Source organism: Psychrobacter cryohalolentis K5 (assembly GCF_000013905.1).
GTDB lineage: Bacteria > Pseudomonadota > Gammaproteobacteria > Pseudomonadales > Moraxellaceae > Psychrobacter > Psychrobacter cryohalolentis.
The window spans coordinates 2,762,860-2,779,792 of the sequence record NC_007969.1 but is presented as its reverse complement, the minus strand read 5'-3'; the positions used below and the strand labels follow the sequence as shown (position 1 = coordinate 2,779,792).

Below are 16,933 nucleotides of genomic sequence, written 5' to 3'. Positions count from 1 at the left end.
AATTAAAATAATTTACTTCTTGACTTACTAATTAAAGCGTCTATAATACGCACCTCATTAAGACGAACTGGAAGTAGCTACTGTGTGATTACACAATAACTAACCAGTTAACTTAAAGAAACAAATTAAGAAAAGAAGTTGACAGACTATTAAAACATGATATGATGGTCAGCTCGCTAAATAGGATAAGCCAGATTGGTTTAGCATATTTAGTAAGAATACTCTTACTGGACGACAGTAGAGACATTATTTAAAAGCATAACTAAAGAACAACTTGTGTGGATTTTTGCTGATTCAGAATGCTAAAAAATAAAGTTGGTTGACTATCTTTTCGATAGAATTCTAACTATAAAAATTATCATTTAAGACAGTAAAAAAACTCAAAGTTAATTCATTACGAACATAATTTTTAGCGATTTTGCCAGATTAGATGAGCCAAGTTTAGAAGTCTCTTTAAAGGACTTCATAGCAAGATTAAACTGAAGAGTTTGATCATGGCTCAGATTGAACGCTGGCGGCAGGCTTAACACATGCAAGTCGAGCGGAAACGATGATAGCTTGCTATCAGGCGTCGAGCGGCGGACGGGTGAGTAATACTTAGGAATCTACCTAGTAGTGGGGGATAGCACGGGGAAACTCGTATTAATACCGCATACGACCTACGGGAGAAAGGGGGCAGTTTACTGCTCTCGCTATTAGATGAGCCTAAGTCGGATTAGCTAGATGGTGGGGTAAAGGCCTACCATGGCGACGATCTGTAGCTGGTCTGAGAGGATGATCAGCCACACCGGGACTGAGACACGGCCCGGACTCCTACGGGAGGCAGCAGTGGGGAATATTGGACAATGGGGGAAACCCTGATCCAGCCATGCCGCGTGTGTGAAGAAGGCCTTTTGGTTGTAAAGCACTTTAAGCAGTGAAGAAGACTCTTCGGTTAATACCCGGAGACGATGACATTAGCTGCAGAATAAGCACCGGCTAACTCTGTGCCAGCAGCCGCGGTAATACAGAGGGTGCAAGCGTTAATCGGAATTACTGGGCGTAAAGGGAGCGTAGGTGGCTCGATAAGTCAGATGTGAAATCCCCGGGCTCAACCTGGGAACTGCATCTGATACTGTTGAGCTAGAGTATGTGAGAGGAAGGTAGAATTCCAGGTGTAGCGGTGAAATGCGTAGAGATCTGGAGGAATACCGATGGCGAAGGCAGCCTTCTGGCATAATACTGACACTGAGGCTCGAAAGCGTGGGTAGCAAACAGGATTAGATACCCTGGTAGTCCACGCCGTAAACGATGTCTACTAGTCGTTGGGTCCCTTGAGGACTTAGTGACGCAGCTAACGCAATAAGTAGACCGCCTGGGGAGTACGGCCGCAAGGTTAAAACTCAAATGAATTGACGGGGGCCCGCACAAGCGGTGGAGCATGTGGTTTAATTCGATGCAACGCGAAGAACCTTACCTGGTCTTGACATATCTAGAATCCTGCAGAGATGCGGGAGTGCCTTCGGGAATTAGAATACAGGTGCTGCATGGCTGTCGTCAGCTCGTGTCGTGAGATGTTGGGTTAAGTCCCGCAACGAGCGCAACCCTTGTCCTTAGTTACCAGCGGGTTAAGCCGGGAACTCTAAGGATACTGCCAGTGACAAACTGGAGGAAGGCGGGGACGACGTCAAGTCATCATGGCCCTTACGACCAGGGCTACACACGTGCTACAATGGTAGGTACAGAGGGCAGCTACACAGCGATGTGATGCGAATCTCAAAAAGCCTATCGTAGTCCAGATTGGAGTCTGCAACTCGACTCCATGAAGTAGGAATCGCTAGTAATCGCGGATCAGAATGCCGCGGTGAATACGTTCCCGGGCCTTGTACACACCGCCCGTCACACCATGGGAGTTGATTGCACCAGAAGTGGATAGCTTAACCTTCGGGGGAGCGTTCACCACGGTGTGGTTGATGACTGGGGTGAAGTCGTAACAAGGTAGCCGTAGGGGAACCTGCGGCTGGATCACCTCCTTATAGATGGCATTCGGTCAGCAAGAATTCACAACAAGTTGTTCTTTAGTTTAAGCTAGTTTATTAGCTAGAGGTATATGCCTCGTACAGGCCTGTAGCTCAGCTGGTTAGAGCACCGTGTTGATAACGCGGGGGTCGGCAGTTCAAGTCTGCCCAGGCCTACCATTATTAGGGGCCATAGCTCAGTTGGTAGAGCGCCTGCCTTGCACGCAGGAGGTCAACGGTTCGACTCCGTTTGGCTCCACCACATAATAAACTTCTTTAGATGCTAATAAATAAATAGGTATCAAATAGAAACAAGTGATTCGTCTTAACAAAGACAAGATTACTTCTTTCTGTTTTATACAGAATCTGTGACTCGACGAGAGCACAGAGACTATTTAAAAACATAGATATGAGTCTGGGTTAGGAACACGTGTTCACGCGTTGTTTCTAACCTTAATAACTCACTACTTAACGACATCAGTTGTTATCCCAGTAGTGAGTTATTAAAAAAGTAAAGAGAACTGAATCAAGCGTATAAAATTAGGTGATATCGTTATCATAATTAGGCTTATATAGCACTTAGAAATCTAACTCCTATCTTTAGTAATAAAGGTTAGAGAAAGACTACTTGGGGTTGTATGGTCAAGTAATGAAGCGCACATGGTGGATGCCTTGGCAGTCAGAGGCGATGAAAGACGTGACAGCCTGCGATAAGCTTCGGGGAGGCGGCAATATCCTGTGATCCGGAGATTTCTGAATGGGGAAACCCACCTACCATAAGGTAGGTATCTTGTACTTGTACAAGAGGCAAACGAGGGGAAGTGAAACATCTCAGTACCCTTAGGAAAAGACATCAAATGAGATTCCCCAAGTAGCGGCGAGCGAACGGGGAGAAGCCGATTAATGCTAATGTAGAAGAACAGCGTGGGAAAGCTGACCGTAGTAGGTGATAGTCCTGTATTCGAAACATTAGCGTTAACATATTAAGTAGGGCGGGACACGAGAAATCCTGTTTGAAGATGGGGGGACCATCCTCCAAGGCTAAATACTCCTGACTGACCGATAGTGAACCAGTACCGTGAGGGAAAGGCGAAAAGAACCCCTGTGAGGGGAGTGAAATAGAACCTGAAACCGTGTGCGTACAAGCAGTGGGAGCCTTAATTTATTAGGGTGACCGCGTACCTTTTGTATAATGGGTCAGCGACTTATGTTCTGTAGCAAGGTTAACCGTTTAGGGGAGCCGTAGGGAAACCGAGTCTTAATAGGGCGTTTAGTTGCAGGGCATAGACCCGAAACCGAGTGATCTATCCATGAGCAGGTTGAAAGTGCCGTAACAGGCACCGGAGGACCGAACCCACTATCGTTGAAAAGCTAGGGGATGACTTGTGGATAGGGGTGAAAGGCTAATCAAACTCGGTGATAGCTGGTTCTCCCCGAAAGCTATTTAGGTAGCGCCTCGGACGAACACCATTGGGGGTAGAGCACTGTTTCGGCTAGGGGGTCATACCGACTTACCAAACCGATGCAAACTCCGAATACCGATGAGTGATATCCGGGAGACACACAGTGGGTGCTAACGTCCATTGTGGAGAGGGAAACAACCCAGACCGCCAGCTAAGGCCCCAAATTCCTAGTTAAGTGGGAAACGAGGTGGGAAGGCATAGACAGCTAGGAGGTTGGCTTAGAAGCAGCCATCCTTTAAAGAAAGCGTAATAGCTCACTAGTCGAGTCGGCCCGCGCGGAAGATGTAACGGGGCTCAAACTAGGAGCCGAAGCTGCGGATTTGAATTTGTTTTCAAGTGGTAGGGGAGCGTTGTGTAAGCCTGTGAAGGTGTGTCGTAAGGCATGCTGGAGGTATCACAAGAGCGAATGCTGACGTGAGTAACGATAATGCGAGTGAAAAGCTCGCACGCCGGAAGATCAAGGGTTCCAGTCCAACGTTAATCGGGGCTGGGTGAGTCGACCCCTAAGGCGAGGCCGAAAGGCGTAGTCGATGGGAAATCGGTTAATATTCCGATACTTGTTTATAATGCGATGGAGGGACGGAGTAGGTTATGTCAGCCTGGCGTTGGTTGTCCAGGTGAAAGGATGTAGGCAGACAGTTTAGGCAAATCCGGACTGTCATTATGCTGAGATCTGATAGCAAGCTGTACTTGTACAGCGAAGTGGCAAATACCATGCTTCCAGGAAAAGCTTCTAAGCAATAGTTATAAACGAATCGTACCCTAAACCGACACAGGTGATCAGGTAGAGAATACCAAGGCGCTTGAGAGAACTCTGCTGAAGGAACTAGGCAAAATGGTACCGTAACTTCGGGAGAAGGTACGCTGCCGATGGTGATAGGACTTGCTCCTTGAGCTGTTGGCAGTCGCAGATACCAGGCTGCTGCAACTGTTTATTAAAAACACAGCACTCTGCAAACACGAAAGTGGACGTATAGGGTGTGATGTCTGCCCGGTGCTGGAAGGTTAATTGATGGGGTTAGCGTAAGCGAAGCTCTTGATCGAAGCCCCAGTAAACGGCGGCCGTAACTATAACGGTCCTAAGGTAGCGAAATTCCTTGTCGGGTAAGTTCCGACCTGCACGAATGACATAATGATGGCAGCGCTGTCTCCAGCAGAGACTCAGTGAAATCGAAATCGCAGTGAAGATGCTGTGTACCCGCGGCTAGACGGAAAGACCCCGTGAACCTTTACTACAGCTTTACATTGAACTTTGACCTGACTTGTGCAGGATAGGTGGGAGGCTTTGAAGCAGACACGCTAGTGTTTGTGGAGCCAATCTTGAAATACCACCCTGGTCATGTTGGGGTTCTAACTCAGGTATAACAATACCGAGGACAATGTATGGTGGGTAGTTTGACTGGGGCGGTCTCCTCCTAAAGAGTAACGGAGGAGTACGAAGGTGCGCTCAGACCGGTCGGAAATCGGTCGTAGAGTATAAAGGCAAAAGCGCGCTTAACTGCGAGACCCACAAGTCGAGCAGGTACGAAAGTAGGTCTTAGTGATCCGGTGGTTCTGTATGGAAGGGCCATCGCTCAACGGATAAAAGGTACTCTGGGGATAACAGGCTGATACCGCCCAAGAGTTCATATCGACGGCGGTGTTTGGCACCTCGATGTCGGCTCATCTCATCCTAGGGCTGAAGCAGGTCCTAAGGGTATGGCTGTTCGCCATTTAAAGAGGTACGCGAGCTGGGTTTAGAACGTCGTGAGACAGTTCGGTCCCTATCTACCGTGGGCGTTGGAAATTTGAGAGGATCTGCTCCTAGTACGAGAGGACCAGAGTGGACGAACCTCTGGTGTTCGGGTTGTCACGCCAGTGGCATTGCCCGGTAGCTACGTTCGGATGGGATAATCGCTGAAAGCATCTAAGCGAGAAGCCCACCTCAAGATTAGATTTCCCTAAAGAGCCGTTGAAGACTACGACGTTGATAGGCAGGGTGTGGAAGTGCAGCGATGCATGTAGCTAACCTGTACTAATTGCTCGTTTGGCTTGACCATACAACACCCAAGTGGTTTGTATGAAAGCTCTAATTAATCTATCTTGTATAGCCTAGGCTATAGAATATATATAATTTCGATATCACCTTTAACCTTGATTCAGTTAGGTTACAAGTTGGTCGACCAATAGATAATATCTTGACGTCAAAACAATAATAACAGACTCATATCTAACCCCCTTTGCTGACGACAATAGCACGATGGAACCACCTGATCCCTTCCCGAACTCAGAAGTGAAACATCGTCGCGCCAATGGTAGTGTGGTTCGCCCATGTGAGAGTAGGTCATCGTCAGCTCTCTATTCTGAAATATCCCCCGACTAGTTATCTAGCCGGGGGATTTTCTTTGCCTGACGTTTGGAAATAAGAGGATTTATTTGTAGCTGAAAGGCTCAAATAAGCTTTTTCTGTTATGAAAATCGCTATATCTTATATTCAATATATTCCTTGTTATTCATTTAAAATGATTTGACTTATATCGTTATAGCTGCTAATTTTAAAGAGTATTTCAACTTTAGTTAATTAAAAGTATTTATAGAGTCTATACGGAAATTGACCTTATAATTAACTTATTAGTAAAGACTCATACCCTATCCATGGTTATCAAAAGGAATTGATAATGAAGTTAGCTCCTCTTTTTTCAATAGGTGCATTAGCAGCTATTAGCCTTCTAGGTTGTTCTAATCAAGCTTCTGATAGTACTGATGCTTCTGCAGCAACTTCTCAAGAAACAACCACATTGCGCTTTTCTCATTTTTGGCCAGCAACCTCCTCTATTAGTACAGAGGTCTTTGAACCTTGGGCTAAGCAAATAGAAGCAGATTCTAATGGTCGTTTAAAAGTAGAGTTATATCCTTCAGCTGGTCTTGCTAAAGCAGACGTTACTTATGAATCTGCTGCCAAAGGCACGATAGATATTGGCTCACAAGCACACGGCTATACCAATGGTCGCTTTCCTTTAACTCAGATTACTGAGCTTCCTGGTTTATCAAACTCAGCGACTCAGATGGGTTGTATGCTCCAAACTCTATATGAAGATGGTACTTTAGCTGGTGAATATGAAGATACGCATATGTTGTTTATGTATGGTGCTGGACCGGGTGCGTTGCATACAACGAACAAATTAATTCGTACACCTGAAGATATGAAAGGTATGCGTATTCGTCGTCCTTCTGCGGTTGCTGGCGACATCATCGAAAGTGCGGGAGCCTCACCAGTAGGCTTGCCTGCCAATGACATGTATACGTCTTTGCAACGCGGCGTCGTTGATGGTTTGAGTTTTCCATGGGAAGCTGTGACCGCCTTTAAAATTGACGAAATTACCAAATACCATACCAATATTCCTTTTTATAGTTCAGCGCTTATGGTGACTATGAATAAAGATAAATATGAGAGTTTACCGGATGATTTGAAAAAGGTACTGGATAAAAATTCAGGTATGGCGCTTGCCAATAAGGTTGGTGAAGTATTTGATAAACATGATGATATGGCAATAGAAGCAGCTAGGAAAAAAGGTGATGAAATCGTTGAAATCCCTGATCCATTAAATGATCCTAACTGGAAAGGACCGCTTGAGAAAGGCACCAATAAATATCTTGCTGATGTTAAAGCGCTAGGTCTAGATGCAGAGGGCGTTTATGCTAAAGCAAAAGCCGCCAGTGCAGCCTGTAAGGTCTAACCTAAAGGAGTTTCGCATGGTATTTTTAGTTAAACTGAGCATCCTCATTTCAAGGTTATGTCAATTCATTGGTGGTATCAGTCTCATTATCATTGTACTGACCACCATGCTAGATGTTATTGCCCGCTATGTATTCAAGCTCACCGGTGGTGAGTTTGGATTTACGGTCAAAGGCAGTGTTGAGATTGTCTCTTACTTTATGCTCTTTGCTTTACTTGGTGCTTTTGCTGCTTTTGTTGAACGCTCACAAATTATTGTCGATGTATTCACACAAAAGATGTCAAAAGCCGTTAAAGGTTACATGATGGGCACCTTTATGATGGGGTTCTTTATCATTGGTATCGTGTTCGCATGGGGTCTCTATGAAAGCGCTTTTGATGCAATAGAGTACGGAAAAGTCACCCAAGACCTTCGAATATCTATGATGCCCATTTACGCTATTAGTGCCTTCTTAAGCGTTTTACTTGCCATTCGCTCATTGATCGAATCCATCAACATCTTTAAAACAGGCGAGTTCTTTGACGCTGAGGAGACAGGCGCATGAGTCCAGAAATTATTGGTGCCATTGGTTTGTTATGTATGATTGCGATGGTCATGCTGCGTGTTCCTGTTGCACTTGCGATGCTTGGTGTTGGTTTGGTTGGCTTTGGTGCCGTGACAGCACCGATTGGTGCGGTGCAGATGCTCAAAGACTTACCCGTTGATGTTTTAGCGAAATATGATTTTAGTGCTATTCCATTGTTCATACTTATGGGTGTCTTTGCTTCTCATTCTGGTATGGCAGGGAAGTTATTTGATGCTACTCGAACTATCTTTGGTGGCGTTAGGGGTAGTCTAGGTATTGCTGGTATTGGTTCATCGGGTATCTTTGCATCCATTTCAGGGTCATCATTGGCGACAGCGTCTACCATGACCAAAGTAGCATTGCCACAAATGGAGAAGTACGGTTATCAGCCAGGCTTTGCCTGCGGTATTTTAGCCGCTGGTGGTACTTTGGGAATCATGATTCCGCCCAGTATTGCACTGCTGGTTTATGCCATCCTAACCCAGCAGTCAGTTGGTGATATGTTTATCGCTGGCTTCTTACCGGGTATGCTCGGCATGGTGATGTACTCAATCACTGTTATGATCATGGTACGCTGGAAGCCACATTTAGCACAACGTGGGGAGCCTACTTCTTGGAAACAAAAGCTAATCTCTTTGACAGGTCTTATTCCCTTTAGCTTTATCTTCATCGTGATTATCGCGGGTATTTTCTTTGGGCTATTTACCCCAACAGAAGGCGCTGCAGTTGGGGCGTTTGTCTCTTGGGCTTATGCTTTTGCCAAAGGCATGCGAATGATGGGGCTTAAGCAATCATTAATTGAGACGCTTGCCCTCTCTGCGGTGGTCTTCTTTATGTTACTTGGTGCTGAAGCACTCGGCTACTTTATCTCAGTATCGCGCTTGTCTTATAGTTTGGCGACGTGGATTGGTACATTGGCAGTTAGCCCAATGATAGTATTGATCTGCATTTTGATTATGTACTTTCTGTTAGGCTTGTTCATGGATGCCCTAGCGATGCTGGTGATTACGATTCCGGTAGTGTTCCCAATCATTGTTGCGTTAGGTTATGATCCGGTTTGGTTTGGTATTATTGCAGTATTAACCGTAGAGCTCGGACTCATTACACCGCCTATGGGTATGAATATCTTTGTGATTAAGGCAATGGCACCACATATTAAGCTGTCCGATATGTTCAAGGGGGTGATGCCTTTTATTGTCTCTGACTTGATTCGCTTAGTCATTTTGGTCGCGTTCCCAGCGATATCTTTAGTGCTACTAAGTTAATTCCTACATAAAATAACACTGGAGCATTGTTGCGTACTATGTATAACGCTAGAATAATTGAGAGACATCGTTTTGAAGTAGCATCTCTACGATAAGCTTGTCTTAAAACACTCATTTTAGAATCACATGGATGCGAGAAATACTATGACTATTGCTAAGAATATCGAGATCAGTAGTACCTCTGAAAGCAGTTTTGAAGATGCTATTCAACAAGGTATTGAGCGGATTTCTAAGACCGTCAACAATGTTGAAGGCGCTTGGATAAAAGAGCAAAAAGTAGGGGTTACTGATGGAAAAATCAGTAAATATCATGTCATTATGATTGTAAGCTTTGTTATTAATGATGGTACTGATATTAGCTAAGTGTTGATTGAAACCTAAAAAAGACTGCGATTGCAGTCTTTTTTTTGTCATAAAAAAAATATATTGAGGATTGTTGTGATTAGCAGGAGTAGCCACACGGCTTGCCTAAATATGTAGTAAAATAAAACGCTACCATTTTGAATATTTAGAATAGAAGTAAACATTTATGGCTGTCGATTTTAGTAACACGCTCATAGTCGCGATTTCTGCAACCGCTTTATTTGATTTGTCAGAGTCTGAGAATCATCTCATATCGCTTTTACAGCAGCGTCCCCACGATGCCGTTAAAGAGTTCCGCAACTATATGACTGAGCGTGAAAATGAACCGTTGACTATTGGCGCAGGTTATCCGCTGATTAAAGCACTATTGAATTTAAATCATTATTGTCATGATTGTGATAATAAGAATGACGGTGTCAATGCACCCTTGGTAGAAGTGGTCATTGTCTCAAAAAGTAGCCCTGATACAGGTATTCAAGTCCTAAATGCAATACGTGAACATGGGTTAACCATTTCGCGCTCAGCATTTATATCTGGCAGCCCTATTGCACCTTATATCAAAGATTTTAATGTAGATTTGTTTTTGACGACCAATCTTGAAGATGCGCAGCAGGTTGCAGATGCTGATATCTGTGCTTGTGCGATATTAGATGCCACGCCAGTCAATACTTATGAGTTGGATACCAAGCAGTTGCGTATTGCCTTCGATGGTGATGCAGTGTTATTTGATGATTCAGGCGAGCTGCTTTATAAGCAAAAAGGGTTGCAAGCGTTTCATGACCGTGAAGCCAAAATGCGCGATTTACCGATAGAAAAAGGCCCTTATGCAGAGTTATTGATTAAGCTGTCCAAAATGCAAGAGCGTCTGCCAGCAAGCCTGCATTCTTGTCCGATGAAAATAGCCTTGGTGACGGCTCGCAATGCCCCAGCTGACTTACGAGCGATAAAAACATTGCGTAATTGGGGCGTAGATATTGATATGGCGTTTTTTTTGGGAGGGCTTGAAAAGACTTCAGTACTTAAAACATTTGCGCCGCATATTTTCTTTGATGATTCAGTTAAGCATATCGATGCGGCTCGTAGCTTTGTACCAACGGCGCTCGTGCCTTATCATTCAACCTCACTATTACACGCCAGTAGTATATTAACTGCCAATAAAGATGCGTCATCGCTATCTTTTAAACCCGTAGAAACGACGATTTTATCTACCAGTCATTAACATGCGTTTAACAAGATAAAAAGGATAAAACAGTAGATGAAGTGGCAGCAATTGGCAACGCTTGTAATCGTACGCATTAAGCAAGTATTTGGTCTATATGCTTTTGTACTGATACCAATGTGGGTGATGTTTTTTCTTAATGACACCGTATTTTTTGGTCTATGGAATATTTTCGGTATCGTACCAAGAACATTGGATATTGGCAGTATGATAGGGGTATTTGCCTCATGGACGATGCATAGTAATTTCTCACATCTAGTGGGAAATTCGCTGACACTGATGCAGATTTTGTTCTTATTTGGTTTATTTGAGAATAACGCTTATCGTACTATTCTTAAGCTTATCATCGCCTCAGGTATAATGACTTGGATAATAGCTTCGCCACTGACGATTCATATCGGCGCTTCAGGGCTGTGTTTTGCGATGCTTGGGTTTATGATAGGTGGGGCAGTGTTCGCTAGGCGTTGGGGCTATTTACTTGCCTGTATTGTGATGGGTACGGGTTATTGGCTGACTATCAAACAAGGTTTGATACCGCAGCAAGGTATCTCATTTGCGGCGCATTTTGGTGGTCTATGCGCCGGATTGTTGTTGGGTGCCAATTCTAAACATGCTTATACGAAAGTGAATAATCGTTATTAGCCTTATTTTTCGGCAAATATATTTAGACAGACTGTTCAATAATTCATAAAGATAACGATAAGTCAGCTAACAGTGGCTTCAATGATTGAGTTATTTTTTATTAATACAAACATTGATATATAGCGGATCATTTTTTTCTAATGGACGCCAAGCAGTCGTTTGTTTCACATGCTCATCGATACTCATCTTACTGTCTTTTTCTTGTAATACATAGTCTGCACGAGCAGGGGCGGCACAGTCGATCACTTGCGGTACTTGCTGTACACTTCTACGTCTCTCAAACAAATACAAATTGACCAAGTAAACCTCTGGGTTATCGGCGTTAGCACGAGCGTGTCCGCTATCAGCCGCTATAAAGCGTAACGTCTGTGGTTTAACGTACGACCATGGACGAAACCACGTACCTTCTTCAACTTTTTTGACGACATGAACGCCTTCAGGAAGCTGTGCAAGCTGTTGACCAAACCAGCTGTATTCTTGACTTATTTGGAAGCCAAAAATACCTATCGCACCAAATAATGGAATAAGCCATCTTGGCGCTTTCTTACCTGCAAGTTTGCTGAGGTGAGTGATAACTAGTGCTATCCCAGCTAGACCAAACCCAGCCGCTATGGTTGCGATAAACTCAAAAAGCATAAGACTTTTCCTTAACGCAATCAGCGCATTTCATATCAATTATTAAAAATAAAATCATGTGTACAGCCTTTTTAAGCACATTTATCATGGCACTCATGCTTAACTTTCTCATTATTTTTACTTTTAAGAGGGGTGAGTAAAATTATCATGATTGGACGAATAGTATGTAAAAAATATTCCATGATCAGATTGGGATAAAAAAATCACTCACGAGCAGCTGCTGCCTGTGAGTGATATATTATCGTAAAAAACCATACGTCATTTGCACTTCATTTGCTAGCTTGTATCGAAGCTTAGTGATCTACTGCAGCACCAGCGCCACGTGGAGAACGTACACTTTCAACCAATTCTTGAATGTGTGCTGGTGGTGGCGCAGTCGCATAAGACACTGCGAATGCTACGATAAAGTTAAGCAAGGCACCAATCACACCAAATGATAATGGTGAGATACCAAACAACCAGTACTCTTCAGTATCAGGGAAGTTTGCTGTACCTGTAACGAAGAACCAGCCTTTAAAGATGAAGATATAAACTAAGATACTAATTAGACCTGTGAGCATACCAGCGATGGCGCCAAGGTTGTTAATACGTTTAGAGAAAATACCCATCATCAATGCAGGGAACAGTGAGGCACCAGCAATACCAAAGGCCAATGCAACGACCTGTGCAGCAAATCCTGGTGGATTAATACCTAAGTAGGTAGCAACCACAAGCGCAACAGCCATCGTGATACGTGCGACTTTTAGCTCGCCTGCATCAGTGATATTTGGATTAAGGTTACGTTTAATCAAATCATGACTGATCGCTGATGAGATGGCGAGGAGTAGACCAGCTGCTGTAGATAGCGCTGCTGCCAAACCACCTGCGGCGATAAGACCAATAACCCAACCTGGTAGCTGTGCGATTTCTGGGTTAGCCAATACTAAGATGTCAGCGTTGACATCAAGCTCATTACCTGCCCAACCTCTATCAACAAACACACCATCACGCTCTAAAGCATGTTCAGCTTTTGCTTTTTCAACGGTAGTCGTTGCAGCAGCAACATCGCCGCCATCAGTAGTAGCGGCAGCCAATGCTAGCTCTGCTGCACCAAGTCCACTATCACTATACAACTGGATACGACCGTCGTTATTGAGATCGTTATATTTAATAAGACCAGTTTCTTCCCATGTTCTCATCCAATCTGGACGTTGATCATATTCGATAGCAGGAGCGTCAACACCTTGTGGATAAACAGTATTGATTAGATTTAGACGCGCCATTGCACCTACTGCTGGGGCAGTGAAGTATAGGAGCGCGATAAATACCAACGTCCAACCAGCTGTCCAACGCGCATCTGCAACTTTAGGAACCGTGAAAAAGCGAATAATAACGTGAGGTAGACCCGCGGTACCAATCATCAGTGATAAAGTAAATAGCACCATATTCAGCTTGTTCGGTACGTCAGCGGTATAAGCGGTAAAGCCTAAGTCGACGACGATTTGGTCAAGCTTGGTTAGGATAGGAATGCCTGATTCAACATGGTTTGAGAATAAACCAAGACCTGGAATTGGGTTACCCGTCAACTCAAGTGAGATAAAGACGGCAGGAATCGTATAGGCAATCATAAGAACAACATATTGCGCAACCTGCGTGTAGGTAATCCCTTTCATACCACCAAGTACGGCGTAGAAGAATACAACAACAGCCGCAATAATCAGACCAGTGGTACTGTCAACTTCTAAGAAGCGTGAGAATGCCACACCAGCACCAGTCATCTGACCGATAACATAAGTGGTTGATGCGATAATCAAACAAACAACGGCAATCATAGCAGCGGTTTTAGAATAAAAGCGGTCACCGATAAAATCAGGAACTGTGAACTTACCGAATTTACGTAGGTAAGGTGCTAAGAGCATGGCGAGTAGAACATAACCACCCGTCCAACCCATTAAATAAGTTGATGCAGCATAACCGCCAGTGGCGATAATACCAGCCATTGAGATAAATGACGCCGCACTCATCCAGTCAGCGGCAGTTGCCATACCGTTAACAACAGGATGTACACCGCCGCCAGCAACATAGAACTCACTGGTCGAACCTGCACGTGCCCACCAAGCGATACCGAAGTATAAAGCGAAGGACAGACCTACAAAAATGATATTAATCGTAAATTGACTCATAGGGCTATTCCTCGTCTACACCATATTGTTTATCTAGTTTATTCATGCGCCATGCATAGAAAAAGATGAGGGCGATAAATACGATGAGAGCACCTTGTTGTGCAAACCAAAAGCTTATATCAGTACCACCTATTCTAATACCTGACAATAATGGACGTAGCAAGATGCCAAAACCATAAGAGACTAAAGCCCAAATGACGAGGCTGACTTTAATGAGACGGAGATTGGCGCGCCAATAACCTGATGAATCGTTGTGGTTCTCCATAGGACAACTCCTTTTGCCTAACATAAAAACAAGGTCACTGATCTGAGTCTGACAAGTCCCTGTGCTTTAGTGTTTATCTTATTGTGAAAACAGTGTCTTACAACCATAAAAACGGTAGATGAAAGACTAAAGCAGAGCGATCAATCAAGATAAGTAACCCAACATTATCAAAATATGAACCAACTTTTCCAGTGTAAACGATACAGACACCGAGGATAAATTACTCGATATGACTGTTATAAAAGTTAAAGGGTAAGAGTCGAGGTTAGTCGCTTAAAATCTAATCATTTAACAATAGATATTGAGACAGTCGATTAAATTTATTATATGGAAATAATGATGTGTAAAGAGGGAGGGGTCGGTATTCGCTGACAATCCTCTGTCTTATTATTATCATCTTCCCGATGACATTATTTTAATAATTAGAAATACATTCATGCCGATAAGTATTGCAAGCAGCTTTTATAAACTTATTAGGAATATATACAATATTGACTTATTTAACAATAAATAAATTTTATTTACTTTATGTAACTAAATATGTGTCTTGTAGAAACTATAACTAACTTATGTTAGTAGAAGCCAATAGATATCATAACTCTGAGACACTAGTATACTAAGACCTTAATTGTATTAAGGATTTGTTATATTCGTTAGATTAATTGATAAAACCAAAAAACGGCATTTATTTTAAAAATAACGGTTATATAAATAACTATTTTTATTATGAATAAGTATGACGTCAATATAATTTCAATATCATAACTATTGATTAGGTATAAAGTTTTTTCATAAACTATAAATAATAATTATTATTTTATTCCTATTAACTTATTACTAAGCAAAAGTTTATAAATAATCAATAATTAAAAAAAAGCATAAAAACAGCTAAATTGTCTATAGTCAGTTAAAATACCGCCATATGATATACGTGATTTCCTTGTCATTTTATTGCTCAAATAGGTAATGATGATCAATAAGCAAAGAGAGAACGAAACATCATAAAAAGCCATTAGTTACATCAATTTATAACATATGCTAAAAGTATAGAATGTTAGTGAAGGGGATATAGTATGAACGAAGGCGTAGCAGGTTGGTTTAATAGCATCGTAAACTATGGTGTGAGTATCATTTGGGGTAATAATGATTGGTTGATTGCCAGCAATCCATGGTATGGACTGCTGATGTTCGTCTTAATTGGTGCAGGTCTATATTTTACCGTGGCGACTCGCTTTATCCAGTTTCGTCATTTTGGTCATATGTGGCAGTTATTACGAGTATCAAATCAAGGGCGTAAAGATGGTGGTATCAGCTCATTTGAAGCACTGATGACATCACTTGCTGCGCGAGTAGGGACGGGGAATCTAGCAGGGGTGGCAATTGCCATCTATTTGGGTGGACCGGGTGCTGTATTTTGGATGTGGATGACAGCGATTGTGGGTATGTCAACCAGCTTTATCGAGTCAACCCTTGCGCAAGCATACAAAGTGCCGCATAACGATAATGTTTATCGCGGTGGACCGGCTTACTATATCGAAAAGGGTTTGGGTAAACGCTGGCTTGCCGTATTTTTCTCGCTATGTCTGCTGGTCGCTTTTGGCTTGGCGTTCAATGGTGTGCAATCCAATACCATTGCACAAGCGACTAATGAGGCGTTTGGTATTCCAACTTGGATGACCGGCTTGATATTAGTAGTGCTAGTCGCACCAGTAGTATTTGGTGGATTACGCTCTGTTGCGCGTATTGCTGGCAAAGTTGTACCAGTGATGGCGATTCTTTATATTCTGTTGGCACTCTATGTCATCTTGACCAATTTTAGCGAATTTCCAGCGGCGATTGCTTTGATTGTAAAGTCAGCATTTGGCTTTGAACAAGCAGCAGGTGGTGTGATTGGTTATGGTATTGCGCAAGCGATGATTAATGGTATTAAGCGTGGTCTATTTTCAAACGAAGCAGGTATGGGTTCAGCACCTAATGCCGCAGCGACTGCAAAGAGCCATCCTGATCATCCGGCAGTGCAAGGTTTTATGCAAATGTTGGGTGTGTTTTTGGACACATTAGTTATTTGTACAGCGACAGCTTCAATTATTATTCTCTCTGGCGTGGTTGATCCTAGTGTCGAGCAAGAAGGTATTCAATTAACACAGCTAGCATTGTCGCAATATGTAGGTGATATGGGTGTAATTTTCGTCGCGATTGCCATCTTCTTTTTCTCATTCACCTCTATCATTGCAAACTATAGCTATGGTGAATCGAATCTTGAATTTATCTCTGGCGAAAAAAATGCCAAAGTGATGATTATGATATTCCGCTTTATGGTCTTGGGCATGGTATTTATCGGTGCTGTCGCCAGCCTGCCAGCTATTTGGAACTTTGCCGATTTATCCATGGGTCTGATGGCATTGGTCAACTTAGTGGCTATTATCATCTTGTCGCCAGTAGCACTTAGAATATTACGTGACTATGAGCGTCAGATTAAAGAGGGCAAAACTGCTGATCAAATCAAGTTTAATCCTGATGATTTTGTGAAATTAAAAGATGAAGCCAATCGTGATGCGTGGACAGATTAAGCTGAAATCCTAGATATACAGCGATTAAATATACCTATAACAAAAAATCGCCCTTTTGAGGGCGATTTTT

Annotated in this window: 10 protein-coding genes, 2 tRNA genes and 3 rRNA genes; 12 read left to right on the top strand and 3 right to left on the bottom strand. The window is 43.0% G+C overall.

Going from position 1 to position 16,933, the window contains the following annotated elements; translation table 11 throughout:
- Positions 1 to 476: 476 nt before the first annotated feature.
- The 11 genes from PCRYO_RS11575 to PCRYO_RS11525 all read left to right on the top strand — a co-directional run bounded on the left by PCRYO_RS11575 (position 477) and on the right by PCRYO_RS11525 (position 11,230).
- Positions 477 to 2,015: ribosomal RNA gene (locus tag PCRYO_RS11575) — 16S ribosomal RNA — on the top strand.
- An 85-nt stretch (positions 2,016 to 2,100) separates the two neighbouring features.
- Positions 2,101 to 2,177 (top strand) — tRNA-Ile (locus tag PCRYO_RS11570).
- Positions 2,178 to 2,183: 6 nt separating this feature from the next.
- A tRNA-Ala gene (locus PCRYO_RS11565) sits at positions 2,184 to 2,259 on the top strand.
- A gap of 378 nt (positions 2,260 to 2,637) precedes the next feature.
- Positions 2,638 to 5,499: ribosomal RNA gene (locus tag PCRYO_RS11560) — 23S ribosomal RNA — on the top strand.
- 182 nt (positions 5,500 to 5,681) lie between these two features.
- Positions 5,682 to 5,795: ribosomal RNA gene (gene rrf / locus PCRYO_RS11555) — 5S ribosomal RNA — on the top strand.
- Together the 16S, 23S and 5S rRNA genes with 2 tRNA genes alongside form the textbook arrangement of a ribosomal RNA operon.
- A gap of 322 nt (positions 5,796 to 6,117) precedes the next feature.
- Entirely contained in the window at positions 6,118 to 7,176 is a 1,059-nt protein-coding gene (locus PCRYO_RS11550; RefSeq protein WP_011514571.1) for a TRAP transporter substrate-binding protein, read from the top strand.
- A 16-nt stretch (positions 7,177 to 7,192) separates the two neighbouring features.
- Positions 7,193 to 7,720 carry a TRAP transporter small permease gene (locus PCRYO_RS11545; RefSeq protein ID WP_011514570.1) on the top strand — a complete coding sequence of 176 codons (528 nt, stop codon included), beginning with the start codon at positions 7,193 to 7,195 and terminating at the stop codon, positions 7,718 to 7,720.
- On the top strand, positions 7,717 to 9,006 hold the full coding sequence (locus PCRYO_RS11540) for a TRAP transporter large permease (protein ID WP_011514569.1): 1,290 nt from the start codon (positions 7,717 to 7,719) through the stop codon (positions 9,004 to 9,006). Before PCRYO_RS11545 ends, PCRYO_RS11540 begins: the two co-directional genes overlap by 4 nt.
- A gap of 144 nt (positions 9,007 to 9,150) precedes the next feature.
- Positions 9,151 to 9,369: a dodecin family protein gene (locus PCRYO_RS11535; protein WP_041753268.1), complete on the top strand. Its 219-nt coding sequence runs from the start codon at positions 9,151 to 9,153 to the stop codon at positions 9,367 to 9,369.
- A gap of 166 nt (positions 9,370 to 9,535) precedes the next feature.
- A complete protein-coding gene (locus PCRYO_RS11530; RefSeq protein WP_011514567.1) occupies positions 9,536 to 10,588 on the top strand; it encodes a 5'-nucleotidase in 1,053 nt (350 codons plus the stop codon).
- 36 nt (positions 10,589 to 10,624) lie between these two features.
- Complete coding sequence (locus tag PCRYO_RS11525) at positions 10,625 to 11,230, top strand: rhomboid family intramembrane serine protease (protein ID WP_011514566.1); 606 nt, start codon at positions 10,625 to 10,627, stop codon at positions 11,228 to 11,230.
- A 90-nt stretch (positions 11,231 to 11,320) separates the two neighbouring features.
- Here the strand turns inward: PCRYO_RS11525 and PCRYO_RS11520 are convergent, their stop codons facing one another.
- The 3 genes from PCRYO_RS11520 to PCRYO_RS11510 form a co-directional block, all read right to left on the bottom strand.
- A complete protein-coding gene (locus PCRYO_RS11520) occupies positions 11,321 to 11,866 on the bottom strand; it encodes a hypothetical protein (RefSeq protein ID WP_011514565.1) in 546 nt (181 codons plus the stop codon).
- A 293-nt stretch (positions 11,867 to 12,159) separates the two neighbouring features.
- Positions 12,160 to 14,028: a sodium:solute symporter family protein gene (locus PCRYO_RS11515; protein WP_011514564.1), complete on the bottom strand. Its 1,869-nt coding sequence runs from the start codon at positions 14,026 to 14,028 to the stop codon at positions 12,160 to 12,162.
- A 4-nt stretch (positions 14,029 to 14,032) separates the two neighbouring features.
- On the bottom strand, positions 14,033 to 14,293 hold the full coding sequence (locus PCRYO_RS11510; protein WP_011514563.1) for a DUF4212 domain-containing protein: 261 nt from the start codon (positions 14,291 to 14,293) through the stop codon (positions 14,033 to 14,035).
- A 1,073-nt stretch (positions 14,294 to 15,366) separates the two neighbouring features.
- On the opposite strand from PCRYO_RS11510, the gene PCRYO_RS11505 reads away from it, so the two are divergent.
- Positions 15,367 to 16,863 carry an alanine/glycine:cation symporter family protein gene (locus PCRYO_RS11505; protein ID WP_011514562.1) on the top strand — a complete coding sequence of 499 codons (1,497 nt, stop codon included), beginning with the start codon at positions 15,367 to 15,369 and terminating at the stop codon, positions 16,861 to 16,863.
- Positions 16,864 to 16,933: the final 70 nt, after the last annotated feature.